The organism is Streptomyces sp. CLCI03, from assembly GCF_053615355.1.
Map to the genome: position 1 here is coordinate 7625099 of NZ_CM132132.1, position 23307 is coordinate 7648405.

A 23307-nucleotide genomic window follows, 5' to 3' on the forward strand; every position below is an offset into this window, starting at 1 on the left:
CGCCCGGTATACGGGCGGGCGGCCGCCAGGTCAGCGGCGCCGGGCGATGGTGATCCCGTCGCGCACCGGGAGCATCACCGACTCCACCCGCTCGTCTACCGCCATCAGGTCGTTCAGGTGACGCATCGCCAGGTGGCGCTCCTCCTGGTAGGCGGGGTCGAGGACGCTGCCGCCGAGGAAGACGTTGTCCAGCACCACCAGCCCGCCCGGTCGCAGTCGGCGCACGATCTCCTCGTAGTACAGGGGGTAGTTGTGCTTGTCGGCATCGATGAACGCGATGTCGATGACCGGCTCCGCGTCGAGCGCGCGCAGCGTCTCCAGCGCGGGGGCGATGCGCAGGTCGATCCGGTCCGCCACGCCCGCACGCTCCCAGTAGGGCCGTCCGACCGCCGTCCACTCCTCGCTGACGTCGCAGGCGAGCAGGCGGCCGCCGTCGGCCAGGCCGCGGGCGATGCAGAGGGCCGAGTAGCCGGTGAAGACACCGACCTCGACCGCGAAGCGGGCGCCGGTGAGCCGGGTGAGCATCGTGAGCAGCGCACCCTCGTCGGAGGAGATCTGCATGTACGCGGCGCCGGCGGTGGCCTCGCGGGTGGCCATGGCCAGCTCGCCGAGGATGTCGTCGGCCGGGGTGTGGTGGCTGAGCAGGTACTCGCCGATCACGGGCTGCGTGGGCTCCAGATCGTCCCCGTCGATCGCGGAGCTCCACTCGACGGCGAGTTCCTCCTGCGTGGCGAAGCGCACCAGATGGCGGGTGATGACGTCCTGGACCTGGGCCAGCGACTCGGCGTCGACCGCGGTGGCGGTCAGCACCAGCTGATCCGGGGTGGGGGTGAGGCTGCAGGCCCCGGCGGTCAACGTGATCACGCCGCGACCGTCGGGAGTGAGGCTGGTGGTGACCTTGTGGCCCATGTGCGAGACGAGCTGCTTGACATAGCGCGCGGGCCGGGTGGTGGCGACATGAGCGGTGGCGAGGGGCATCTGACTCCTGAGGTAACTCCGTTAAGTGGCGAGAATCCTCGCCACTTCTTTGATGGGGGGATTCTGGGGCCGGTGAGACGAAGTTGTCAAAAGTGTTTAGGTTCGTGGACACTTTTACTCATGGCAGAACAGCAGCCACCCGCACCCACGCCCGCTCACGGGAGTGACCCGGACCAGGGCCAGGGCCAGGACGAGCGACCTCGCGACGAGCAGGGCCACCTCGTGCTGCGCTCGCCGGAGCAGTTCAAGGCCCTGGGGCACCCGCTGCGTCACCGCATGGTCAACGTGCTGCGCCAGCGCCCCGCGACGCTGCGCCAGCTCGCCCAGGCGCTGGAGATGAGCAAGGGCACCATCGGCTACCACGTGCGCGTGCTGCGCGAGGCGGGACTGGTCCGGCTGACCGAGACCCGCCGGGTACGCGGCGGCACCGAGCAGTACTTCGCGCTGGCCGCCCCTGCCTTCAAGCTGCACCAGGACGCGGAGGTCGGTCCGGAGTTCCTGATCAACGCCGCGCTCGGCGAGATGCTGCCGCGTCAGCCCGGCCAGGCCTCGCACACCATGCTGCGCCACCTGTGGCTCACCGACACCGAGGCGCACGCGCTGGAGGCCCGACTGCGCGAGATGGCCACCGAGCCGTATCCGACGGACCTCGCGCAAGGCCGGCCGTACGGGCTGCTGGTCAGCCTCTTCCGCGCCGATGTGCCCAACCTGCCACCGGACGAAGCCCCCTGAACCTCCCGCCGCTACCGGAGGCCGTTTGACCTTGCCCTTGGCGGCAAGGTTGAACGATGACCGGCATGGACAACAACGCCGAACGGCAGAGCAACAGGATCGTCGTCGTCACCGGGGCCGGTACCGGGATCGGCCGGGCCACCGCCCGCGCCTTCGCGGCCGAGGGCGCCCACGTGATCGCGGTCGGCCGTCGGGCCGAACCGCTCGACGGGACCGCCGCGGCCGACCCGGCCCGCATCACCCCACTGGCCGCGGACATCACCGCCGAGGGTGAGCCCGAGCGGATCGTCCGGCGGGTGCTGGAGATCCACGGCCGGTTGGACGTACTGGTCAACAACGCGGGCATCGTACGCGGCGGAGCCCTCGGCGCACTCACGCCCGAGACGATCGCTCCCCAGATCGCCACCAACCTCGTCGCACCCGTCCTGCTGGCCCAAGCGGCGCTGCCCGCCCTGGAGGGGACGGCCGGCCTCATCGTCAACGTCAGCACCTCGGTGGGCCAACGGGCCTGGCCGGGCAACTCGGTCTACGCCGCCACCAAGAGCGCTCTGGAGCTGTTGACCCGGAGCTGGGCGGTGGAACTGGCTCCCCGGGGCATCCGGGTCGTGGCCGTCGCACCCGGCGCGGTCGACACCCCGATCGGCGAACACCAGGGCCTGGCGCCGGCCCGGATCGCGGCGGTACGCGCCTGGCAGCTCGCGCACACCCCGATGGGCCGGATCGGCCGACCGGAGGAGGTCGCCTGGGCGATCACCCAACTCGCCTCGCCCGGAGCGTCCTTCGTCACCGGCGTGGTCCTCCCGGTCGACGGCGGGGCTGTCGTGGCGTGATAGGAGTGGCCACCGGAGGTGGCAGAGGTGCTGATAGGCGAGTTGGCGAAGCTGACCAGGACGACGGCGCGGGCGTTGCGGCACTACGAGGAGGCGGGACTGATCTCATCGGAGCGGGCACCCAACGGCTACCGGATCTACGACGAAAGGACGTCTGTCCGCGTCCGCAACATCCGCTACCTGCTGGCCGCCGGGCTCACGCTGGATGACGTACGGGTCTTCGCGCCCTGCCTGGACGGAAACGTGGCGGCCGCGGCGCCCTCGGCCACAGGGCTGCGCGTCGCGACGGAGCGGCTCGCGGTGCTCGACGAACGCATCGCCGCCCAGACCGAGGCCCGCGACCGACTGGCCGCAGCACTACGGCAGGCGACGGGCGACCTCGTCAGGCCGCTGACCTGAGGGATGGTGGGTATCGCAGGCTCTGAATGGTCGACCGCCTCACGGCTGTGCCCCGGGCCGCCGCCGAGCCCGCCGTACGGCTCGACGGACGACGCCCAGGAGGTGCCTCACCCGTCACGGTCCCGCCGCCATCGGGGAACGCCCCTGGTCAGAAGAGAGGTTGTCATTCACCCCAGTGCGTCGCGTGGCCGGGCGGGGGCCTGGATGTCGGTCCACCCGCCGAAGGCCACAGGCGTCCCACCCATTCGCACTCCGGGATCGCGCCTTCCCAGTCGCGGTGCACCGGTCGGCCCGGGCCCGGCCCACCACGACCGGCCGCGTCACCACCCGCTCGGCGACCTCCTGCAGCCGCACCACCAACCCGAGCCCGTCGACCCCGGGGTTCCCCCGCGGACCGTAGGACACATCGACCACCTCACAGATGTGCGCGTGCCCCAGGAACCGTTCCAGGTCGGCCGGGACGCAGCCCGTCAACCGGCGCCCCCAGAGCGTGACCTGGGGCCCGCGGGCCGCATCGGCCGCGACGCAGAACAGCCGGCCGTCGACGACGTACGCACGGACGGCAGGCTCAGCAGGACCCGACGCGAACTCCACGCCGAGCGTCTCGCGGGAGGCGGGGTCGGCCTGGAAGCGGCGCAGCGCGGTCAAGTCCGGCAGGGCCGCGACGACTTCCGCGAGACGCATGCCGAACCGCAGCGGTCCGACGCCTTCCAGGGGCATCAGCTCCCACTCCGGCCGCATCGGCCGGCTCCGGCATCACCTCGGGCATCGCGGCGAGAAGCCGACTCTCCGGCTCTCCGACTCTCCGACGCTCTCGGCCCAGGTCCCGGGAGCCGAGGAGTGCTCCTCATGATCATGACTCGCCAGGCTACTCGGCCCACACCGGCCCCCGGTTCCGGGGGAGCGCGCCTCCACCGCTCGGGGCGTCGCCCACCTGGGCCGGTGAGGTGAACCTGTACGTCGGATGGCGGCGGGGCGGGTGGCAGCGGTGGCAGTCCACCCCGGCGGGCCCGAGGCTCGTCTCCGCAGCCGAGCACCCGAGGAAAGGCCAGCAGCCCATGCCGCACGCCAACGAGGAGGGCGTCGCCACGCGCCCGATCGCTCCGGACGATCAGCATCGCAGCCGAGCCGCTCACCTGCGGACCGCTATCAGGCGGACCAATCTGGTCCCCGCGTTCTTGGTTCTCACGATCATGATGGTGGCCCTGTGGCTGATGGGGATGCCGTTCCTCCAAGCCCTGACGATTTCCACCGCGGTGAAGATCTCGGTGGCCCTGCTCGAACTCCGCCGGCTGCCCGACCCCGTCGACGACTGACACGGACCCGCCCACAGCCCGAGCCGTCCCGACCGACAAGACCCCCGCCGGGAAATGCCGCGCCCCGCCCGCTCCCGCACTGGCACGATGCCCGTACGGGGAACGGATGTGCGGGAGTGAGGCGGGGGACATGGGAGACATGTGGGAGGCGCTCGACGCGGTGGACTGGCAGGCGCTGGGGGAGGCGGGGCCGGACCGTCCGGCCACCGACGTGCCGAAGGTGCTGCGCCGGATCGCCCGGGCGGACTCCACCACCCGCACGGAGGCCGTCGAGCGGGCGTGCGGCGAACTGCAGGACCTCGTCCTCGGGAGCACGGCGGTCGGCACGGCCGCGCTGCCGTTCGTGGTGGATCTGGCTCTGGACCCGAAATCGGTCCAACGGCCTTACCTGGTCGACCTGCTGATGTCCTTGGCCGGAGACGGTGAGGAGGTCGACCCCGAACGGGCGGCGGTGTGGTGGCAGCAGTGGCCCCGTATCCGAAGGCTGCTCGACGACGCGGACCCCGAGGTGCGCCGGGAGGCGCTGTTGCTGATCAGCGACCGGACCACACCCCTGCTCGAACGGTGGTACGTGGAGACGGACCCCTCCGTCCAGGTGGCCCTGCTGGTGGCGCTGGGCCGGGCCGCGGCCGACGAGGACCTCACCGACTCGACGGACGCCGAGGTACGCGCCGTCCTGGACGGGCTCCTCCACCAGGAGAACCCGGTGCTGCGCGTGGCGGCCGTGGTCGCCTCGTCCCCGCTCGATCCGCAGGCGGTGCCGCGCGCCGTTCCCGAGCTGCTGGAGATCCTGACCGACCCCGTGGTCGCCCCGAGGTTCGGGGAGGTCTGGTACGCCCTGGAATGCGAGTACCCGTACGACCGCAACGACGTCGCGGAGTGGGTCGGCAGCCTGCTGGAGCCGGACCCGACGGCGGCCACCTCGTTCGTGGCCGCGCTGGCCGAGGCCGGGACCCGGATCGGCGACGCGGAGCTACGCCGCTGCGCGGTGGACCAGGCATGGCGGCTGCTGTCGCGCCGGCCCTCCGTGGCATCGGCCGTGCTGCCGCTCGCGGCCGGACTGCTGGCCGACCCGGACGACGACGTGCGCTACAAGGCCGCGCACCTGCTGGCGATCCTCGGCCGGGCAGCGGCCCCGCACGCCGACCGGCTCGCCGCCCTCCTCGACGACACCGGCGAATCACGGTACTTCGACGGCACCGTCGGTGACCACGCGCGGTGGGCCCTGACCCGGATCGGGGACCCCCGCGCCCTGCCCGATCTCGTCGAGCGGCTCGTGGCGCCCTACCGGGACATGCAAGGCCGGGGCTATGCCCTCAGCGATCCGCGGCAGCCGGACGTCGCCGACGTCCTGCGACCGCTGCGCGCACACGCCCGCGTGCTGCTGCCCGCGGTACGCGAAGCCCTCCGGGACGAGGTCTCCCGCGCGGGGTGGCTGGTCCGGCAACTTCGAGACGTGCTGAACGCGTGGGGCGAGAACCCGCTGCTCCCCGGTGAACTCACGCCGTACTGGCAGCCCTCGAAAGCACCGTTGCCGGAACCCGCACAGGCAGTGGAGGCCGTGCTGACCTATGCCGCCGACGGGCAGTGGCACGGGATGTTCGCCACCGCCCTCGACGCGCTCACCCGCCACGGCCACCTCACCCCGCCGGTCCGGGAAGCCCTCACGGCACTGAAGGCCGCGGACCGCCGGTTCTCGGAGTACGGCGACTACCGGGCGGTCCTCCAGGACGAGGAGATCCGCGCCCGGATGGACAGGGCGCTCGCGCTGCCGTAGCTAGGCCGACCTGCGACGCAGAGCCCGGCGGACCAGGTACAGGGCGACGAACAGCACGACGAGGACGAGCAGGACGATCAAGAGAGTCTTGAACAGGCCGCCCTTCTTCTTCTTGCTCTTCTTGCCCTTCTTGGTCCCGGTGGTGGCCCGGACCTGGGACGACATCGGTGCCTGGAGGCCGGTTACCACGCCGGCGCCGGCGAGGACCCCGCCCTGCGGGAGCGCCGCGGCGGCGGGAGCCTGCCGGGCGGCCGGAGCGGCTGCCGAGGCGGTGGCCGCAGGGCCCAGGAGCAGCCCGGCGATCACGAAGAGCGGAATGAGTGCTGCCGCGACCGTCGGACGCCTCTTCGAAATGCTGTGTGTTGTCACTGTTTCCCCTGTTCTCCCCTGCCCCGGCCGGGCCCGATGGGATCCGGAAGGCCGTGGCTAGGAAGCATCGTCGACGAGTTCGACCGCCCCGGCAAGCACGTGGCGGTGGCGGGCTCGCGCTCATCCGGTACCTTGCCGGCCCGGGTTCGCGCGCTCTGGCAGTCTGGGCGCATGGGGACGGGCGGCGGTCGGATGCGGGACGAACGGCGGAGCGCAGGACCGGGCGTGGGGAGGGAGTTGGAGCCGCGGTTCGGGGTGGAGCAGGGGTACGCGTGGTACCGGGGGGAGTCGCACGCAGGGTCCGTGCACCGGCACGCCGCCTTCCAGCTCGTCCTGGCACCCCGGGGCGAAGCGGCCCTCGCCGGGGCGGACGGCACGGTCGTCAGAGGAACGGCGTTGCTCGTGCCGCCCATGACCGCGCACCGGATGGTGGCGGCGGGGGAGCTGCTCACGCTCTTCGTGGAGCCCCATTCGGTCCTGGCGGACCGGTTGCGCGGCCGGTGCGGTTCCGGTTCCGGCATCCTGGCGGTGCCCGAGCTGGGCCTGCTCGACGAGGCCGAGCTCGGTCGGGCGGCGGCCCTGCCCTCGGCAGGGCTGGACCCGAGACTGCTCGCCGCGGCGGCCCTGCTGGAGGGCCTGGAGGAGCCGGTCCCGATGGACGTGGTCGCGGCCCGGGTGGGTCTGTCACCGCAGCGGCTGCGGGCCCTGGCCCGGCAGCAGTTGGGCATGCCGCTGGCCCGTCGGCGCATCTGGTCGAAGCTGCGCCGGAGCGCCCAGGCCCTGGAGGAGGGGCGCAGCCCGGCCGAGGCGGCGGCCGCCGGCGGCTTCGCCGATCAGGCCCACCTGACCCACCGGATGCGGGAAATGATCGGGATGACTCCGGCGGCCGTCCTGCGGGTGCTGCGGGAGCCGTCGCGGTCAGCCGCCGGCGCGTCGGGCCACGTACACGGAGATGGAGCCGGTGACGGTTGAGACGACCTCCACCTCACGGACCTGGTCGAAGCCGGCCTCGGTCATGAGGGAGGGCAGGATGCCGTCGGCGTTGGGCTGTGTGTCGGCCCGGCCGTCGGCGAGCTGGACGACGCGGAACGCGGTGCGCATCAGACGGGTGCGCTGGAGTCCGTAGTCGGCCAGGACCAGTCGGCCGCCGGGCCGCAGCACGGTGTGCAGGGAGGCCAGGATCGCCCGCTTCATCGGGAGGGGGCACTGGTGGAGTACGAGGCTGGAGACGGCGCGGTCCGCGCTGCCCGCCCCGAGCACGTCCACCAGCTCGTCGCCCATGCCCTGGCGCCAGTCGACGGCGGCGCCCGCGACCCGGGCCTTGCGTCGGGCGACGGTCAGGACGCGGTGGTCCGGATCGATTCCGATGACGCGGGCGGCCGGTTCGACGCGGTGCAGCAGCAGGGCCTGGGAGCCGGTGCCGCAGCCGACGTCGACGATCACCTCCGCCGGCCGCGGAGCCACGTGCATGGCCAGCAGGCCGCGCCAGAGCCGCTCCCGGATCAGGGCGGCCACGGGGTCGTAGAGGCCGGTGGGGGCGAACCGGCCCGCGGCGGGCGTGAACGGTCGGGAGGTGCGCGCGGTGTCGCGCGGCCGGGACCGCGACCGGGAGTCGGAGGGCTGGGGGCGGGTGCCGGGTGTTTCGCTGGACGGGGTCATGACGGCAGTGTCCGGCGCCCCGGCGGCACCGGTCTTGTACGAACCGCTCGCCGCGGGGTCGGCCCGGGCCGGCGCGGGGCGCGCACCACACGAGCCCCGCTCACGGCGGACCGAACGAGCGCGGCGGGCTCAGATCCGCCGGTGCGCGACCGCCGCCAGGGTGTCCTTGACCTCCTGGACCACGCGGGCCGCGTCCTCGGGGTTGTTCACCACATCCGTGTGGTTCATGTCGATGACGAGGACCTCGCTGGCCGAGTAGTGCTTGTGCACCCAGTCGTCGTAGCCGGACCACAGCGTCCGGTAGTACTCGACGAGGCTCTCGTCCTGTTCGAATCCGCGGCCCCGCAGCCCGATCCGGTGCAGCACCGTCTCGAAGTCCGCCTTCAGGTAGACCATGAGATCGGGCGCCTTGCGGTACGGCAGACCGTCGATCTCGCGCATCATCTCGTTGAGCAGCCCCTCGTACACCTGCATCTCGAGGGTGCTGATCCGGCCCAGGTCGTGATTGACCTTGGCGAAGTACCAGTCCTCGTAGATGGACCGGTCCAGGACGTTGTCGCCCTGCTTGTACGCCTCCTTGATCGAGGCGAACCGGGTCTGCAGGAAGTAGAGCTGCAGCAGGAAGGGGTAGCGCTTCGCCTGGATCTCTTCGGGGCTCGCCGTGTAGAAGAGCGGAAGGATCGGATTGTCGTCCACGCTCTCGTAGAAGACCTCGCTGCCGAGCTCCTTGGCGAGCAGCTCGGCCACGCTCGTCTTGCCGATCCCGATCATGCCTCCGACGCAGATCACTGGCATACCTCACTTCTCCCTGGGGGTCTTCTGTTCGTGGGCGGGTGGGCTGTGGGCCCCACACCACTGAGACGCACGCCGGCTGTCACACGATTCCCCGGGATCTTCATGATCAGCGTCAGATGGTCGCCATCCGGACCGAGGCGCTGCCCTGCTCGGGCCGCGCTCCTGGACCGGTCGGCCCGACCGTTCCGCAGTCGCCGCGTACAGCGACGAGCCGCAGCCCGGCGGCCGCCTTGAATCTTAAGTGATGATCAGCCTCCCGCCGTCCGGAGCGCCGCCGCCGGCCACGGCCCGCGCTTCGAAGGACGCCGTCCTGGACGCCGAGGCGGCGCGAGTAGGGTGTCGCCCATGATCAGGGCCTCTTCCGGGCCCGTCGGAACCACCGCCTGACCGACCGCGAAGAGAATGGGCAGACCATGGCAGAGCGACGCATCGCGGTGTTCGGCGCCGGATACATCGGCCTGGTGACCGGCGCGTGCCTCGCCGAGTTGGGTCACCACGTGACGGTCCGGGACATCGACCCCGAACGCGTCCGCATCCTCCTCGCCGGTGACGTTCCCATCCACGAACCCGGGCTCGGCGACATGATCGCCCGGAACAAGGAACGTCTCACCTTCACCCAGGACCTCGACCGGACGCTCACCGGCGCCGAGATCGCCTACGTCTGCGTGGACACCCCGCCCTCGGCCTCCGGCGACGCCGACCTCACCCGCGTATGGTCCGTCATCCGCTCCCTGGCCGAGGCCCACGACCTGCGTGCCGTCGCCATGAAGTCCACGGTCCCCGTCGGTACCGGTGCGCGCGCCCGCGTCCTGCTGGACGCGATCGGGCTCTCCCACGTCGGCTACGTCTCCAACCCCGAGTTCACCGCCGAAGGCCGAGCCATCCCCGACTTCATGGCTCCGGACCGCATCGTGATCGGACAGGACGACGACACGGCCGGCGCCCTCGTCGCCGCCCTGCACACCGGCATCGACGCCCCCGTGGCCACGATGGACGTCAAGTCCGCCGAGATGGTCAAACTCGCCTCCAACGCGCTCCTCGCCACGAAGATCAGCTTCGCCAACGAGATCGCGACCCTGTGCGAGAACACCGGCGCGAACGTCACCGAGGTCCTCGGAGCCGTCGGCATGGACCACCGCCTCGGCGCCCACTTCCTGCGCCCGGGCATCGGCTGGGGCGGCTCCTGCTTCCCCAAGGACAGTGAAGCCCTGCGCCAGATGGCCTCCAACACCGGCTTCCACCCCCAGCTCCTCACCGCCGTGATCAACGTCAACAACATCCAGAAGCGCCGTGCCATCCAACACCTCAAGGACGAACTGGGTGACCTCGCCGGTCGGCACGTCGCCCTCCTGGGCATGGCGTTCAAGCCCGGCACCGACGACATGCGCGAGGCGCCGTCCACCGTGCTCGCCGGACGACTGCTCGCCGAAGGCGCGCACGTACGTGCCTGGGACCCCCTGGCCCGCCCGGCCGCCGGGGAGCCGTGGGACTCCGTGGACCGCTTCCCGACCCCGCGGCAGGCACTCGCCGGCGCGGACGCGGCCGTGATCGTGACGGAGTGGCCCGAACTCGCCGAGATCGACTGGACCGAGGCGTGCGGCGTCATGCGCACACCGGTCCTCTTCGACGGCCGCAACCTCCTCGACCCCACGCGCCTGCGCGAGATCGGATTCCGCTACACCTCCGTCGGACGCCCCTGACCCGTGGATGCCTCACGCGCTCGGTGGGCCGCGCGTGAGCTCGTTCTAGGCGCGCCTATAGTTAGGGCACCCTAAGCAAGGAGGCGTGCGCGTGCTCGCGCGCGCCCGCCGGTCCTTGCCGCACGAGCAGAAGCAGAAACGGAACCTGTATGAGACCCGAGTCCACCCCCCTCGTCTCCCCGCGCGCGGACGTCCTGACCGAGACCGTCGAAGGCTTCGGCACGGTCCGGTTCACCCCGGTCGACCCCGCCGCGGACTCCGCCGTGCTGCACTCCTGGGTCGTCGAGGAGCGCGCGCAGTTCTGGGGCATGAACGGCGCCAGCCGGGAACTGGTCCAGGAGATCTACGAGGACGTGGACCGCCGCGACACGCACCACGCGTTCATGGTCCGACTCGACGACGAGCCCGTGGCGCTCTTCCAGACGTACGAGCCCACCGAGGACCGGGTCAGCGAGTGCTACGAGGTCCGGGAGGGCGACCTCGGCGTCCATCTGATGCTGGCCCCGGTGACCGGCCGGCCCCGGCCCGGATTCAGCCGGACCCTGATCGGCTCGCTCATCCGGTTCACCTTCCGCGACCCGGCCGTGCTGCGCGCGGTGGCCGAGCCCGACGCCTCCAACGCCAAGGCGGTGGCCCTGATGAACCGCCTCGGCTTCGTCGGCCAGGGCGAGATCACCCTCCCGGAGATCGACCTGCCCGAGGTGTACCTCCCGGAGAAGCGGGCCGTGCTCGCCTTCCTCGACCGCCCCGCCGTACTCCCGACCGCGGCGGCCGTCGTACTCCCTTCCTAGGGGGGTCCGCGGTGCGCGCCCCTACTCGCTCGGGGCGCGCAGCAGGCTCGCCGGGAGGTAGCCGGAGCGCACGTTCAGCTCCCAGCCGTGTGCGTGCACGGCGAGGGCGGCCAGAGCGACGACCGCGACCGGCAGCAGCGTCCTCGGCTCGGCGTCCGCACCGGCACTGTCGCGGTGTTCCAGGAGCCGGTCGGTCAGGGCCCGCTCGAACGCGGCCTGGTCGTCGTCGAGGAGTACGCGCAACAGTCGCTGGTCGGGGGTCTGCGGGCCCGCCGCGTCGAGGCGCGCGGCGGCCGCGGCGCGCTCCGCGGCCTCCGGCTTGCGCAGGGGCGTCACCCCGGACGCGATCCACGGCGAGCGCGGCGTCTCCACCAGGTGGAGGTAGTCGCACAGTGCGTCCATCTCGGCGAGTTCGGCCGGGTCGGACACCGAGCTCAAGGACGAGTGCGGCAGCCCCGCGTGGAACATGGGAGCGTAGTCCTTCCCCAGCAGCGGACCGATCACCCGGGCCCGCTCCCACAGCAGCCCGGTGATCACGCTCAGCGCGAAGGCGTCCACCCAGACCCGCGCCGTGGGCGCCTGGTCGACCGCGTCGCCGAAGGCGAAGTCCTCGCTGCTGAGTTCCTCGTCGACGAGGGGGAAGAAAACCTCGAAGTCCCCGTCGGGGCAGGTGCCGAGCGTCAGAACGCCGAGCGCGCACTCCGCCGCCGTCCGCAGCGCCAACCGGCCCGACTCGCCGACCAGTTGCGGATCCTGAAGGGTGAGGGCGCCGACGTGGTCCAGCAGTTCGTCGCCCGTCTCCTGAATCCCCTTGATGGACAGGCTGCCGTAGCGCAGTCCGTGCCAGCGGCCGAAGGTCCGCCCCCGGATGTCCTCCAGGGCTCGACCCGTCCGCTCCTCGCCGACCTCGTGACGCGTCACTTCCTGCACGGTGGCCATCCTCCCCGTAGGACGAGGCCTGCGGTGCTCCCGCCGCCCTCGTCGTCGATCTTCGAGGACCCATCCTCTCCGATCCCACCGACAAGCCACTCCCCAGGCGCTGGCTGCCGGCGTCTAGTCCTTCGCGGCGGGCTCGGCGTTGCGCCAGACCGTCACGTCGACGGTGATGAAACCGGTCTCGTTCTTCCCGCCCGACCTGCCGCGGTAGGTCGCCAGCGCGATGTGGCCGGCTTTGCTCAGCACGCAGACCTGTGACCCGTCCGTGAGCTGGTCGAGGCCGACCTTCTCGGTGAAACGGGTCACGGCGCGGCAGGTCTCCAGGGAGCCCTTCTCGGAGTTGTTCAGCAGGACGATCTTGCCGTTCGTGGTACCGAACTTCTCGTCCCCGAAGAGGGTGTCGCGGTAGTAGAAGAGGTCCGCGTGCCCGTAGAGCACCCCCGCACCGGTCGGTTCCTCCGCCGGCCGCGGCGGGTTGTCGGCGAGCATCAGCTGGTGGTTCTGCGGCACTTCGATGCGCTGGTACGCCACCGGCTGGGGGTCGGGCTGCTTCTGCGAGGCCCCCGACGAGGCGCCGCCCTTCGAGGCCTTGTCGCCGCCGCCCTTGGTGGAGCCGTCCGGCAGCAGGGACCCGATGACCACGAGCCCGATGACCGCCGCCGCGACCGACCCGACGACGATCAGTGCCGTCCGCTTGGGGCGCGGCGGAGCGGGCGGGCCGGGGACGAAGCCCTGGGGGTGGAAGGGCGGCGGCGTGCCGTGCCCGGGGGCGTACGAGGGCTGCGTGTACTGGGGGTGGCTGTACTGGGGCCGGTGCTGCGGCTGCGGGTACGAAGGCTGCGCGTACGGGGGCGGCGTCGGGTAACCCGGCGGCACGGCCCCCGGAGTCCCCCGCGCCGGAGCCGTCTGCGTCGGCGCGGCGGCGGCCGGGCCGGTCGGTGTGTACCCGGGAGCGGCGGGCACCACCGGCGCACCCGGAGCCGGCGCCGCACCCGGGGCCTGCGGCGAGACCTCGGTCGGCGTCGGCGTCGGGGCGGCCGTCGGCGGCGGGGTGGGGACCGGCGCGGGCAGCTGCAGCCGTTCGGTGAGGGAACCGGCGACGGCCCGCGGCAGCCAGTCCTCGCCCTGGCGCAGCGGCACGTCCGAGGCCGCGTTGCACAGCTCGATGACCTCGGCCAGGGTCGGCCGGTCGGCCGGGTCCCGGCTGAGACATCGGGAGACCACCGGCCGCAACTCCTCCGGCAGGGCGCTGAGGTCGGGATCCTCGTGCACGATCCGGTAGAGCACCGCGTGCGAGGGCCCGTCGCCGAAGACGGACGCCCCGATCGCGCTGAAGGCGGCGATCTGCCCGAGGGCGAAGACATCGGTCGCCGGGGTGACCGTGCCGAGCGAGGCCTGTTCCGGCGCCATGAACGCCGGGGTCCCGACGCTGACCCCGGTACTGGTCAGGGCGGTGGAGTCGGCGGCCCGGGCGATGCCGAAGTCGATGACGCGCGGGCCGTCGGAGGCGAGCAGCACGTTGGCGGGCTTCAGGTCCCGGTGGACGATGCCCGCGCCGTGGATGACGTGCAGGGCCTCGGCGACCCCGACGGTCAGCAGCAGCACGCTGCGCACCGGCAGTGCGCCGTGCCGGGCCACGGCGTGGGCGAGCGAGGGGCCGGGTACGTAGGCCGTGGCCAGCCACGGCTGGGCGCCTTCGGTGTCCGAGTCGATGACGGGTGCGGTGTAGAGCCCCTGGACCCGCTCCGCGGACCGCACCTCCTGCTGGAAGCGTCGCCGGAATTCGGGGTCCTCGCTGAACTCGGGCCGGATCACCTTGATGGCGATGGGCCGGCCGCCCGGAGTGTAGGAGAGATAGACCTTGCCCATGCCTCCCGCGCCCAGCACGGCCGCCAGGCGGTAGCCGCCCACGACGGCCGGGTCGTCCGCCTTGAGCGGCTGGAAGAAGTCGGCGGACGGTGCACTACCCATGGGGACCCATCTCTGATTGCGGCGATCCAGCACCTGCCGGCGCCCCGAAGCCAACCGAGAGCGTACCCAATGCCCGGACGTCCCCGGCCCGGACCGTCGGACCGCCGCGCCGTCCCCGGGAGTTGGCGGCTCGGACGGCCCCGTTGGGCGGGGTGGCCGCGCCGCTACCAGCCGAAGCGGCGGTTGACCACGGCCGCGAACTCCTCGAACGTCAGCACGCGGTCGCCGTTCTGGTCGGCCGCGTCGAACAGCGCGGAGGAGTCGTCGGTGCCCCCGACGCCCCAGAACGGGATCGCACCCTGCGCCGCGAGGGTCGGGCCCTTGGAGCGCAGGGCGCCGATGACCTCGGCACGGGTCAGCGTGCCGTCCTGGTCGAGGTCGAGGGCGTCGAACAGGCGCCGGGCCTTCTCGCTCATCACGTGGTCCTCTCAGCGGTCCACGCACCGCTTCCTGGGCGGCGCGTCCTGCACGGGAGGACGTCGTGGGGCCCGGCGGGGTTGCCCTCGCAGGAGGTCGGATTCGCAGGGCCGGGTGCGCTCACGCCCGGCCCCCGGCCCCCTGGCGGTTGAAGGGCAGCCTGCCGAGGACGACCGCCATCCCGCAGCTCTTCGTGAGCGCGGAGAAGACCAGGCCGCCCCCGATCGCGGCGGACAGCAGCGCGAGGGAGGGGTGCAGGAGCAGCCCGAGGGCCAGGCCGAGCAGCACGGTGACGCCCGCGGTGAAGCGGACCTGGCGTTCCATGGCCCACACGGCCCGCTTCCGGGAGCCGTCGGGGTACTGCAGGCCGTGGCCTTCCGCGGCCCAGGCCTGGGTGCCACCCGTCAGGCTCGACGCGGCGATGCCCTGGGCGGTCAGGGTCGCGACGGCGTTCTCGGAGCGGGCACCGGAGGCGCACACCACCAGCAGGGGCCTGCGTTCGGCGGCCCGCCGCAGCTCCGGCAGGCTCCGTACGAGCCGGTCGAGGGGGACGTTGACGGCGTCCGGCAGGTGGCCGGACGCGAACTCGCCCGGGGTGCGGACGTCGACGACGGTCAGCTCGCGCAGCCGCGGATGGGCTTGGCCGACGTCGAGGGGGGTGGGAACGCTCATGGCGGACCTGGTCCTTGGCAGAGGGGGAGGGGAGGAGGGGCGCGGCGGGGCGCGGGCACGGGGTCCGTGGCGACGTGCGCCGCCGCCGCCATGCCGGGGATGTTAGGCATGGGGGGACGGCCCGGCCAGGGATCGCCGCACGCCGCCACGGGACTGCCACACCCCCGCAACAACCAGTGGCCCGAACGAGTGAAACCGCCCCCGAGTCACCAGGTGACGTACAGGTCCTGCGGTGAGCGGTGGATCAGCGTGGGCCGCATCCGCGGCCGTGGACGGTCGGCGTCCAGCCGAAGATCGGGCATGCGTCGGACGAACAGGTCGAGCGTCAGCCTGAGTTGCTCGCGCGCCAGTTGGGAACCCGGGCAGCCGTGGGTGCCGTACCCGAAGGCGAGGTGCTGTCGGTTCCCGGGCCGGGTGATGTCGAACTCCCCGGGCCGCTCGTACCGTTCCTCGTCGCGGTTGCCCGAGCCGTACGCCACCAGCAGGGCGGCCCCGGCGGGCAGTTCCGTCCCGGCGAGCGTCACCGGACGGGTGGTGATCCGCCGGAAGGCCTGGATGGCGGTGTCGTGGCGGACGGCCTCCTCCACCGCCGCCGGGGCCAGGGACGGATCGGCGCGGAGCGACCGCCACTGCCGCCGGTCGGCGAGCAGGTGCAGCAGCATGGTGGCGATCAGCGCGCTCGTGGTGAGGAATCCGGCGATCAGCAGATTCTGCAGGCTCGTCACCAGTTCGTGGCGCTGTTCGAGGGTGAGTTCGTCGGCACCGGGGGCCAGGGCGGCCACCATGGCCGAGCACATGTCGTCCCGGGGATGGGCGCGCCGGTCGCGGACGTACCCGTCCAGCAGGTGTTGGAGCGCGACCACGTCCTCGGCGGCCGCCACCTGACCCTCCGGAGACATCGGGCGGAACAGCAGCTCCTCGGCGCGGTAGCCGCCGTGCACGGCCGCGGGCACGTCGGCAGGGTCCAGCCCGATCAGCCGGCCGACCACCATCCCGGGCAGTTGCCGGGCGTACGCCGAGACCAGCTCCGCCGACCCGTCCGCCGCGAAGCGGTCCACCAACTCGTTCGCGCACGTGCGGGCGTACGGGATCAGGGCCGCCACCCGGCCGGCGGACAGCCCCCGGTTCAGGGGGGCCCGGTGCCGACGGTGGGCCGCCCCGTCGCTGGACACCACGGTGGGCCGCGGCCCGAACCCCCGAGGCAGGACGCCGAGTGCCGCCTCCGAGAGCGGGACGTCCGGCAGCAGGGCGTTGGCCGAGGAGAAGTCCTCCGCGCGCAGCAGCACCTCCCGTACGTCCCGGTCACGCGCCACCAGCCACGCGTCGAACTCGGGTACGTACGTCAGCCCTTCCGCCCGGCGCGCGCGGTCGTAGAGCGGATAGGGGTCGCGGTACAGCTCGTCACGCCGCGCCTGGTCGTCGTGCCACGTCACTGGTGCCTCCGGATCACGGTCGGGACCGGGCGGGGGTGCGCCGCCGCGGGTGACCTCCGGTGCGCCGGGTCATCCTGCCCGAAACCCGCAGGCCCCGGTAGGGCGCGTGCCGGGCGGAAGGGGCCGGGCGGAAGTGGGCACGCCTCGACGCGCCGGACGCGTTTTTGTCCGCAGGGCAGAAGCCTTGCCCAGATCAGCGCCGTGCGCGGTAGCCTCCACAGAGGGGCCAGGCTCCGGAAAAACTTTTCCGAAAGCGTGCGTTCGGAGCGCGTCGCGCGCGGAATCGACCGGTACGCACGGCCCCGCGGACACCATGGACCTGCCGTCGTCTGCGCACCGCGCACTCCCTGGAGGGACACACGTGAAGGACTCGAAGGACAGGCTGGAAGCACTGCGGGCCGAGATCGAGCGCCGCAACCCCGCGCAGCCGGAGTTCCACCAGGCGGTACGGGAGGTCCTGGAGACCCTGGCCCCCGTCTTCACCGCCCGGCCCGAGTACGCCGACCCGGCCGTGGCCCTCGTGGAGCGGCTCACCGAGCCCGAGCGGCAGATCCTCTTCCGCGTCCCGTGGCAGGACGACCGGGGTCGGGTCCAGGTCAACCGCGGCTACCGCGTCGAGTTCAACAGCGCGCTCGGCCCGTACAAGGGCGGCCTGCGCTTCCACCCGTCGGTGGACATCGGCGTGGTGAAGTTCCTCGGATTCGAGCAGATCTTCAAGAACGCCCTGACCGGCCTCGGGATCGGCGGTGGCAAGGGAGGCAGCGACTTCGACCCGCACGGCCGCTCCGACGCCGAGGTCATGCGGTTCTGCCAGTCCTTCATGACCGAGCTGCACCGGCACATCGGCGAGCACACCGACGTGCCCGCCGGGGACATCGGTGTCGGCGGCCGCGAGATCGGCTACCTCTTCGGCCAGTACCGGCGCATCACCAACCGCTGGGAGGCCGGGGTCCTGACCGGCAAGGGGCAGGGTTGGGGCGGCTCCGCGATCCGGCCGCAGGCGACCGGCTACGGCAGTGTGCTGTTCGCCGCCGAGATGCTCGCGGTCCGCGGTGAGTCGTTGGACGGGCTGACCGCGGTGGTCTCCGGCTCCGGCAACGTCGCGCTGTACACGATCGAGAAGCTGCAGCAGCTCGGTGCGAACCCGCTGACCTGCTCGGACTCCCAGGGTTACGTCGTCGACGACAAGGGCATCGACCTCGCGCTGCTCAAGCAGGTCAAGGAGGTCGACCGGGGCCGCGTGAGCGAGTACGTGTCGCGGCGCGGATCCTCGGCGCGGTTCGTGCCCGGTGGGCGGGTCTGGGAGGTGCCGGCGGACGTCGCCTTCCCCTCCGCGACGCAGAACGAGCTGGACGAGCGGGACGCCCGCACGCTCGTCGCGAACGGGGTCAAGGCGGTCTCCGAGGGGGCCAACATGCCGACCACCCCCGAGGCCGTACGGATCCTGCGGGAGGCCGGGGTCGCGTTCGGGCCCGGCAAGGCCGCCAACGCGGGTGGGGTGGCGGTCAGCGCCCTGGAGATGAGTCAGAACGCCGGCCGGGTGGCCTGGAGCGCGCAGCGGGTCGAGGACGAGCTGGCGGGCATCATGCGCTCGATCCACGCCGTCGCGTACGAGACCGCCGAGCGGTACGGGGCCCCGGGCGACTACGTCACCGGCGCGAACATCGCCGGCTTCGAGCGGGTCGCGGACGCCATGCTGGCGCAGGGCGTCATCTGATCCGACGGTCGCGGACCGGTCGGGGGGCCGGTCCGCGGGCCGTCACGCGCGGGCGGCGCCGGCCCCGGAGGCGGGACCGGCACCCGGGAAGGGTCGACGCCGGGTCAGAACACGATGACCGTGAACGGGTTGTCGGCGTAATTGCCCCGGAGGTCGTAGGTGTTGACCGTGACGGCGTCCGGGCCGCAGACGCGGTTGGGGGTGGTGCTGAAGCTACGTCGGTTGGAATTGGGCAGCTCGACGGAGACGACGCTGAAAGCCAGGTTGACCTCCTCGCTGACATTCACGCAGTACCGGCCGGTGTTGACGTGACGTACCCAGTCGATGTTCTTCGACCGCCTGAGCGCGCCGGAGGCCGTGACATCCGCGGCAGCCTGGACGTAGGGGGAGGTGATCGGCCTCGGGTCGGCCGCGGGGGCGGCGGCCGAGGGGGCGGCGAGGGCCCCGGTCAGGGCGAGGGCGGCTGGCAGTACGGGGACGAAACGATGCATGACTGATACTCCCGGCGGAGGCGTCCTACAGCGAGTTGCGGACGATCCGCCCACATTCGACCGGCGCGCACCGTGACGCGGTCGCCACGCCGGTCCGGCATGGGCCAACCGGTGCCGAAGGTCACCCGGGTGGCCCGGACGGTTCGGCCGTCGGAGGGCATCGCGCCACCCGCGCGGGGTCCGGCATCCCGGGCGTCCGCGGTGGCGTCCGCGGGCTCTACGGAGTCCGGTCGCGGAGGCCGCACCGTAGGACCGGAGATTCTTTCATTCGTTTCAGATTCACGAAGAGAACCTTTCTTTCCAAGGTCCAATGGCGATTTCGATCTACGGTTCGCTCATCCCTTTGGTTCGGTCTCCCTCTGCACATGGATCACACAATGATTTCTGCACCGCCGCGTCGACGTACCCTGCTCGCCGCGTCCACCGCCGTCGCCCTCGCCCTGCTCGTCTCCGGCTGCGGCGCCGGAGGCACGGACGCCCACCGCATCAGGGTCGGCGTCTCCGGCGACTCCCCGGAATGGGACGTCCTCGCCAAGGAGGCCAAGAAGCAGGGCCTGACCGTCGAACCGGTCGTCTTCGACGACTACTCGCTCCCCAACAAGGCCCTCAGCGCCGGCGACATCGAGCTCAACGCCTTCCAGCACCTGGTCTTCCTGGCCCAGTCGAACACCGAGAACAAGACCGACATCGTGCCCATCGCGGCGACCACCGTGGTCCCTCTCGGCCTCTACTCCCGCAAGCACGAGCAGCTCGCGGATCTCCCGGACCGGGCCGAGATCACCCTCCCCAACGACCCCGCCAACCAGGGCCGCGCACTGCGCGTACTGGAACAGGCCAAGCTGATCGAGCTCCGCAAGGAGGCCGGACTCTTCGCCACCCCCGACGACATCACCGCCGACCCCAAGCACCTCAAGCTCACCCCGGTCAACGCCCAGCAGACCCCCCGTACCCTCCAGGACGCGGACGCCGCGGTCATCAACGACGGCGTCGCCGAACTCGCCGGCATCAAGGCCGACACCGCGCTGTTCAAGGACGACCCCGCCGCCCCGCAGTCCGTCCCCTACCTCAATGTCATCGCCGCCCGCGCGGACCGCAAGGACGACGCCGACCACCGCAAGGTCGTCGAGCTGTACGCCTCCCAGGCCGTGCAGGACGAGGTCCGCCGCACCAGCAACGGCACCGCGCACCACATCGAGCTGCCCGCCGCAGACCTCCGGGCCGAGGTCGCACGCATCCAGAAGCAGCTGGGACGATGACCGCGGCCGTGGAACTGCGCGACGTCGCCAAGGAGTTCCCGGGCGGATCGCGCGCCGTCGACGGCGTCAGTCTCTCCGTCGACGCGGGCACCGTCTTCGGGGTCGTCGGTCACAGCGGCGCGGGCAAGTCCACCCTCCTACGCCTGGCCAACGGCCTGGAGGAGCCGACCTCGGGCAGCGTCCTGCTGGACGGTCAGGACCTCTCGTCCCTCGGCGAGCGTCGCCTGCGCACCGTCCGGCGGGAGATCGGCATGATCTTCCAGCAGTTCAACCTCTTCCGCTCGCGCACCGTCCTGGGCAACGTGCTCTACCCGTTGCGCCTCGCCGGTACGGACCGCGCGACAGCTCGCGCCCGCGCCGAGGAGACGCTGGACTTCGTAGGCCTGGCGGGCCACGGCAAGCGCTATCCCGAGCAGCTCTCGGGCGGCCGGCGCCAACGCGTCGGCATCGCCCGCGCGCTCGCCACCCGCCCCAAGGTGCTCCTGTGCGACGAGGCGACCTCCGCCCTCGACCCGCAGACCACCGGCGAGGTGCTCGCCCTGCTCCGTCGGGTCAACAGCGAGCTGGGCGTGACGATCCTGCTCATCACGCACGAGATGGACGTCGTGCGGACCCTGTGCGACCGCGTCGCGGTGATGGAGAACGGCAAGGTGGTCGAGAGCGGCGAGGTGTACGAGGTCTTCGCCCGGCCCCGCCACGCGACCACCGCCGCCTTCGTCCGTTCCGCGCGGCACGGCGAGCCGGATGCCGCGCTCCTGGAACGACTCCGCGCCCGCCACCCGGGCCGTCTGATCACCCTGCCCGTGGCCGACGGCCGCCCCGGACCGGACGGTCTCTCGAAGCTCCTGCACGCCCACGGTGTCGACTTCACACTCGTCCACGGAGGCGTGGGCGAGGTACGGGGACGCCCCCTCGGCAGCGTGACCCTGGAGCTGCGCGGCGCGACCGACGCCGTCGACGCCGTGGTCGCCGGACTCACCGTCGCCGACCGCGTGGAAGCGGGTACCCGATGAAGGCGGACTGGAGCACGTTCTGGCCGAAGGTCCTCGATGCCACCGGTGAGACCGTCTACATGGTGCTCATCACCCTCGCGCTGTCGACGGCCGGAGGGCTGGCGGCGGGCCTCACCCTCTACGCGACCCGCAAGGGCGGCGTCCTGCCGAACCGGGTCGTCCACGCGGTCCTGGGCTCGCTCATCAACATCATCAGGCCCGTCCCGTTCATCATCGCGATCGTCGCGCTGGCACCGGTCACGCGCGAGGTGGTCGGCACGATGATCGGCACGAACGCGGCGATCTTCCCCATGACGGTCGTCGCGACGTTCGGGGTCGCCCGCATCGTCGAGTCGAACCTGCTCTCCGTCGAACCCGGCGTGATCGAAGCCGCCCGTTCCATGGGCGCGAGCCCGCTGCGGATCCTGCTCACGGTGCTGGTCCCGGAAGCCCTGGGGCCCTTGGTCCTCGGCCTGACGTTCATGCTGGTCGCACTGATCGACTTCTCGGCGGTGGCCGGCACGGTCGGTGGGGGAGGTGTCGGCAACCTGGCGATGACCTACGGCTACCTGCGCTTCGACACCTCGGTGATGGTGGTGACGGTCCTCGTCCTGATCGCCCTGGTGCAGTCGGCACAGCTGCTCGGCAACCTGGTCTCCCGCAAGGTGCTCCGCCGCTGACGCGAGTACGACGGGCGACGGTCGACGAATGACGGGCGTGTGATCCGGGCCGGTGGCACTCCCGAGGTGTTTGCTTGGGCGAGGGGGAGAGAAGAACCGCGCCCGCGGGGACCGCCGTACGCCAGGAGGAACCGAACAATGAAGTTCGCCCAGATCGTCGACTTCGAGACGGAGCGCATCGACGAGGTGCGCGACCTGCTGCGCGCCTACGAGGAGCAGGCCCGCGCGCAGGCCCGCGCCGGCGCCCCGACCACCCGCACCCTGCTCCAGGACCGGGCCAACCCCCGCCGCTATCTGGCCGTCGTCGAGTTCGCGTCGTACGAGGAGGCCATGGCCAACAGCGACGCACCGGAAACCGGCGAACTGGCCGCGCGGCTGTCGACACTGATGACGAGGCCCACCGTCTACACCGACTGCGACGTACACGAGGAGTGAACTCCGGTGATCCGGGCGCCCAGGCCCGCCCGGGCGCCCCTTCGACGACGTCGAGGACCTGCGTGCCGTTCTCGACCACTTCGGCCTGGATCGCCCGGCGCTGGTCGGACTGAGCATGGGCGGGGAAACGGCGCTGGACTTCGCGCTCGTCCACCCCGGCCGGGTCGCCTCGTTGGCCCTGGTCGGGGCGTCGGTCAGCGGACACGTCTGGCCCCAGGACCCGGCGGCCGAGGCCTACGCCACCGCCCGCCGGCAGCGGGACGCGGAGGCCTTGGCCGCGCTGGAACTGTCGATCTGGGCCTCGCTGGTTCGCACCGCCCCCGGCGGGGAACTCATCGAAACGATGGTGGCGGAGAACGCCGTACGCCGTATCGCCGCCGAATCCCTGCTCGCGCACTTCCCGGACCGCGACGCCGCGTCACGGCTGCGTGAGATCGCCGTGCCGGTCCTGGTCGTCCACGGTGACCAGGACCACCCGGAGATCGCGGCGATCGCCGACCGGCTCGTCGCCGACCTGCCCGACGCCCACGGCGTGGTCGTCCCGGCCGCCGACCACTATCTGCCCCTCCGCAGCCCGGAACGCCTCGTCGACCTGTTGCTCGGGCACCTGGCGTGACCCGGCCGAGGGCCTGGGTCAGCGGCGGCCGCGACGGTTGAGTTCGTTCGGGGGGATGTAGAACCTGCGCGCCGGCGACAGCTTGTCGAAGCGGGCCTCCTGCCGAGCCTTGTCCTCCATCTGCAACCCGTCGAGGTTCCTGGTGCGAGTGGCTCGATCGGTCCAGAGCAGGTACGCGACCAAGGCGGCTATGGGTAGTCCCGCGCACGCATAGAAAACGATCAAGTTCTTCAGCCCCCCGGTGAAGATCAGCAAGTGTGTCGAGTCTCCGGTGGGGCGGGGTGGGAGTCAAGATCGGAGCGTTGGCGGCCGAACTGTTTTGTGTCGCTCCTGGCGGGTAGCCGC

Annotated in this window: 25 protein-coding genes and 1 pseudogene; 14 read left to right on the forward strand and 12 right to left on the reverse strand. The window is 71.9% G+C overall.

All coding sequences use genetic code 11. The annotated features are described in order from the left end of the window. Window positions 1-30: 30 nt before the first annotated feature. The gene (locus ACWG52_RS35125; RefSeq protein WP_389806867.1) at window positions 31-978 is read right to left on the reverse strand and encodes a DUF2218 domain-containing protein; all 948 of its coding nucleotides are present in this window, start codon (window positions 976-978) and stop codon (window positions 31-33) included. 120 nt (window positions 979-1098) lie between these two features. On the opposite strand from ACWG52_RS35125, the gene ACWG52_RS35130 reads away from it, so the two are divergent. The 3 genes from ACWG52_RS35130 to ACWG52_RS35140 are packed head-to-tail and all read left to right on the forward strand — an operon-like array spanning window position 1099 to window position 2939. Further along, a complete protein-coding gene (locus ACWG52_RS35130; protein ID WP_389806866.1) occupies window positions 1099-1710 on the forward strand; it encodes an ArsR/SmtB family transcription factor in 612 nt (203 codons plus the stop codon). Window positions 1711-1766: 56 nt separating this feature from the next. After that, on the forward strand, window positions 1767-2540 hold the full coding sequence (locus ACWG52_RS35135; RefSeq protein WP_390168101.1) for an SDR family NAD(P)-dependent oxidoreductase: 774 nt from the start codon (window positions 1767-1769) through the stop codon (window positions 2538-2540). A 27-nt stretch (window positions 2541-2567) separates the two neighbouring features. Further along, window positions 2568-2939 carry a MerR family transcriptional regulator gene (locus ACWG52_RS35140; RefSeq protein WP_389806913.1) on the forward strand — a complete coding sequence of 124 codons (372 nt, stop codon included), beginning with the start codon at window positions 2568-2570 and terminating at the stop codon, window positions 2937-2939. Between the two features lie 114 nt (window positions 2940-3053). Here the strand turns inward: ACWG52_RS35140 and ACWG52_RS35145 are convergent, their stop codons facing one another. Then, window positions 3054-3680 (reverse strand): hypothetical protein, encoded by a 627-nt coding sequence (locus ACWG52_RS35145; RefSeq protein WP_453126981.1) that lies wholly within the window; start codon window positions 3678-3680, stop codon window positions 3054-3056. 317 nt (window positions 3681-3997) lie between these two features. On the opposite strand from ACWG52_RS35145, the gene ACWG52_RS35150 reads away from it, so the two are divergent. Then, the gene (locus tag ACWG52_RS35150; RefSeq protein ID WP_161296730.1) at window positions 3998-4255 is read left to right on the forward strand and encodes a hypothetical protein; all 258 of its coding nucleotides are present in this window, start codon (window positions 3998-4000) and stop codon (window positions 4253-4255) included. 130 nt (window positions 4256-4385) lie between these two features. Further along, window positions 4386-6032 (forward strand): HEAT repeat domain-containing protein, encoded by a 1647-nt coding sequence (locus ACWG52_RS35155; RefSeq protein WP_390168105.1) that lies wholly within the window; start codon window positions 4386-4388, stop codon window positions 6030-6032. On the opposite strand, the gene ACWG52_RS35160 is transcribed toward ACWG52_RS35155, so the two are convergent. After that, on the reverse strand, window positions 6033-6401 hold the full coding sequence (locus tag ACWG52_RS35160; RefSeq protein ID WP_390137214.1) for a hypothetical protein: 369 nt from the start codon (window positions 6399-6401) through the stop codon (window positions 6033-6035). Window positions 6402-6626: 225 nt separating this feature from the next. Here ACWG52_RS35160 and ACWG52_RS35165 point away from each other — a divergent pair, with 225 nt between their 5' ends. Further along, window positions 6627-7373, forward strand: a complete 747-nt coding sequence (locus ACWG52_RS35165) for a helix-turn-helix domain-containing protein (protein ID WP_453126984.1) — start codon at window positions 6627-6629, stop codon at window positions 7371-7373. Here ACWG52_RS35165 and ACWG52_RS35170 read toward each other — a convergent pair. Then, complete coding sequence (locus ACWG52_RS35170; RefSeq protein WP_390137219.1) at window positions 7320-8060, reverse strand: class I SAM-dependent methyltransferase; 741 nt, start codon at window positions 8058-8060, stop codon at window positions 7320-7322. The genes ACWG52_RS35165 and ACWG52_RS35170 overlap by 54 nt on opposite strands. A gap of 129 nt (window positions 8061-8189) precedes the next feature. Beyond that, complete coding sequence (locus tag ACWG52_RS35175) at window positions 8190-8855, reverse strand: deoxynucleoside kinase (RefSeq protein ID WP_033221277.1); 666 nt, start codon at window positions 8853-8855, stop codon at window positions 8190-8192. Between the two features lie 413 nt (window positions 8856-9268). On the opposite strand from ACWG52_RS35175, the gene ACWG52_RS35180 reads away from it, so the two are divergent. Beyond that, on the forward strand, window positions 9269-10555 hold the full coding sequence (locus ACWG52_RS35180) for a UDP-glucose dehydrogenase family protein (RefSeq protein WP_453126986.1): 1287 nt from the start codon (window positions 9269-9271) through the stop codon (window positions 10553-10555). Window positions 10556-10704: 149 nt separating this feature from the next. Beyond that, window positions 10705-11346, forward strand: coding sequence for a GNAT family N-acetyltransferase (locus ACWG52_RS35185; protein ID WP_389806859.1), 642 nt, complete (start codon window positions 10705-10707; stop codon window positions 11344-11346). 21 nt (window positions 11347-11367) lie between these two features. Here ACWG52_RS35185 and ACWG52_RS35190 read toward each other — a convergent pair whose 3' ends face one another. The 5 genes from ACWG52_RS35190 to ACWG52_RS35210 form a co-directional block, all read right to left on the reverse strand. Next, on the reverse strand, window positions 11368-12285 hold the full coding sequence (locus tag ACWG52_RS35190) for an immunity 49 family protein (RefSeq protein WP_453126988.1): 918 nt from the start codon (window positions 12283-12285) through the stop codon (window positions 11368-11370). 114 nt (window positions 12286-12399) lie between these two features. Continuing rightward, window positions 12400-14253: a serine/threonine-protein kinase gene (locus ACWG52_RS35195; RefSeq protein ID WP_389806857.1), complete on the reverse strand. Its 1854-nt coding sequence runs from the start codon at window positions 14251-14253 to the stop codon at window positions 12400-12402. Window positions 14254-14417: 164 nt separating this feature from the next. Then, the gene (locus tag ACWG52_RS35200) at window positions 14418-14669 is read right to left on the reverse strand and encodes an EF-hand domain-containing protein (protein WP_030764319.1); all 252 of its coding nucleotides are present in this window, start codon (window positions 14667-14669) and stop codon (window positions 14418-14420) included. Window positions 14670-14790: 121 nt separating this feature from the next. Continuing rightward, the gene (locus ACWG52_RS35205; protein ID WP_389806856.1) at window positions 14791-15342 is read right to left on the reverse strand and encodes a rhodanese-like domain-containing protein; all 552 of its coding nucleotides are present in this window, start codon (window positions 15340-15342) and stop codon (window positions 14791-14793) included. 206 nt (window positions 15343-15548) lie between these two features. Then, on the reverse strand, window positions 15549-16775 hold the full coding sequence (locus ACWG52_RS35210; protein WP_389806855.1) for a cytochrome P450: 1227 nt from the start codon (window positions 16773-16775) through the stop codon (window positions 15549-15551). A 313-nt stretch (window positions 16776-17088) separates the two neighbouring features. Here ACWG52_RS35210 and gdhA point away from each other — a divergent pair, with 313 nt between their 5' ends. Continuing rightward, window positions 17089-18492 carry an NADP-specific glutamate dehydrogenase gene (gene gdhA, locus ACWG52_RS35215; protein WP_453126990.1) on the forward strand — a complete coding sequence of 468 codons (1404 nt, stop codon included), beginning with the start codon at window positions 17089-17091 and terminating at the stop codon, window positions 18490-18492. Window positions 18493-18596: 104 nt separating this feature from the next. Here the strand turns inward: gdhA and ACWG52_RS35220 are convergent, their stop codons facing one another. Further along, on the reverse strand, window positions 18597-18983 hold the full coding sequence (locus ACWG52_RS35220; protein WP_389806853.1) for a hypothetical protein: 387 nt from the start codon (window positions 18981-18983) through the stop codon (window positions 18597-18599). Between the two features lie 377 nt (window positions 18984-19360). Here ACWG52_RS35220 and ACWG52_RS35225 point away from each other — a divergent pair, with 377 nt between their 5' ends. From ACWG52_RS35225 to ACWG52_RS35245, 5 genes and pseudogenes are all read left to right on the forward strand, one after another. After that, window positions 19361-20239: a MetQ/NlpA family ABC transporter substrate-binding protein gene (locus tag ACWG52_RS35225; RefSeq protein WP_390168113.1), complete on the forward strand. Its 879-nt coding sequence runs from the start codon at window positions 19361-19363 to the stop codon at window positions 20237-20239. Beyond that, window positions 20236-21252, forward strand: coding sequence for a methionine ABC transporter ATP-binding protein (locus ACWG52_RS35230; protein WP_389806911.1), 1017 nt, complete (start codon window positions 20236-20238; stop codon window positions 21250-21252). Before ACWG52_RS35225 ends, ACWG52_RS35230 begins: the two co-directional genes overlap by 4 nt. After that, window positions 21249-21911 carry a methionine ABC transporter permease gene (locus tag ACWG52_RS35235; protein WP_390137233.1) on the forward strand — a complete coding sequence of 221 codons (663 nt, stop codon included), beginning with the start codon at window positions 21249-21251 and terminating at the stop codon, window positions 21909-21911. The genes ACWG52_RS35230 and ACWG52_RS35235 overlap by 4 nt, the downstream gene beginning before the upstream one ends. 138 nt (window positions 21912-22049) lie before the next feature. Continuing rightward, window positions 22050-22346, forward strand: a complete 297-nt coding sequence (locus tag ACWG52_RS35240; protein ID WP_033221258.1) for a hypothetical protein — start codon at window positions 22050-22052, stop codon at window positions 22344-22346. Between the two features lie 25 nt (window positions 22347-22371). Continuing rightward, window positions 22372-22962, forward strand: a pseudogene (locus ACWG52_RS35245) (alpha/beta fold hydrolase); the annotation flags it as partial. An 18-nt stretch (window positions 22963-22980) separates the two neighbouring features. Here ACWG52_RS35245 and ACWG52_RS35250 read toward each other — a convergent pair. Beyond that, window positions 22981-23217, reverse strand: coding sequence for a hypothetical protein (locus ACWG52_RS35250; RefSeq protein ID WP_389806850.1), 237 nt, complete (start codon window positions 23215-23217; stop codon window positions 22981-22983). Window positions 23218-23307 lie beyond the last annotated feature (90 nt).